The organism is Shewanella sp. Sh95, from assembly GCF_001308045.1.
Lineage (GTDB): Bacteria > Pseudomonadota > Gammaproteobacteria > Enterobacterales > Shewanellaceae > Shewanella > Shewanella xiamenensis.
On record NZ_LGYY01000253.1, the window covers coordinates 1 to 426 of the forward strand.

General features: G+C 46.0%; 1 pseudogene. It reads left to right on the forward strand.

The annotated features are described in order from the left end of the window. Positions 1 to 10 precede the first annotated feature (10 nt). Positions 11 to 426: pseudogene (locus AEA42_RS19030) on the forward strand (IS5-like element ISSpu11 family transposase); the annotation flags it as partial.

Below are 426 nucleotides of genomic sequence, written 5' to 3' on the forward strand. Positions count from 1 at the left end.
CCCATCAATCGTGTCAAAACCTCGCTATAAAACAACTAACTGGAAGCAATACAATCAAGCCTTAATTAATCGTGGCTCACTTACCTTCTGGATTGATGAGGACGCTATCGCCCAGTGGAAAGCTAAGGCTGAGCAACCAAGGAAAGGTCGCCCACACGTATTTAGCGACTTAGCCATTACCACCGCACTAATGGTTAAACGTGTTTTCTCTATGCCACTGCGAGCGTTACAAGGCTTTATCAACTCGGTGTTTAAACTGGCTGATATTCCGCTTTCGTGCCCACATTACACTTGTATCAGCAAACGAGCGAAAGCCGTCAAGATTGCTTTTAAAACCAAGACGCGTGGCACCATTGAGCACTTGGCTATCGATTCGACAGGCTTGAAGGTTTATGGCGAAGGTGAGTGGAAAGTGAAGAAACATGG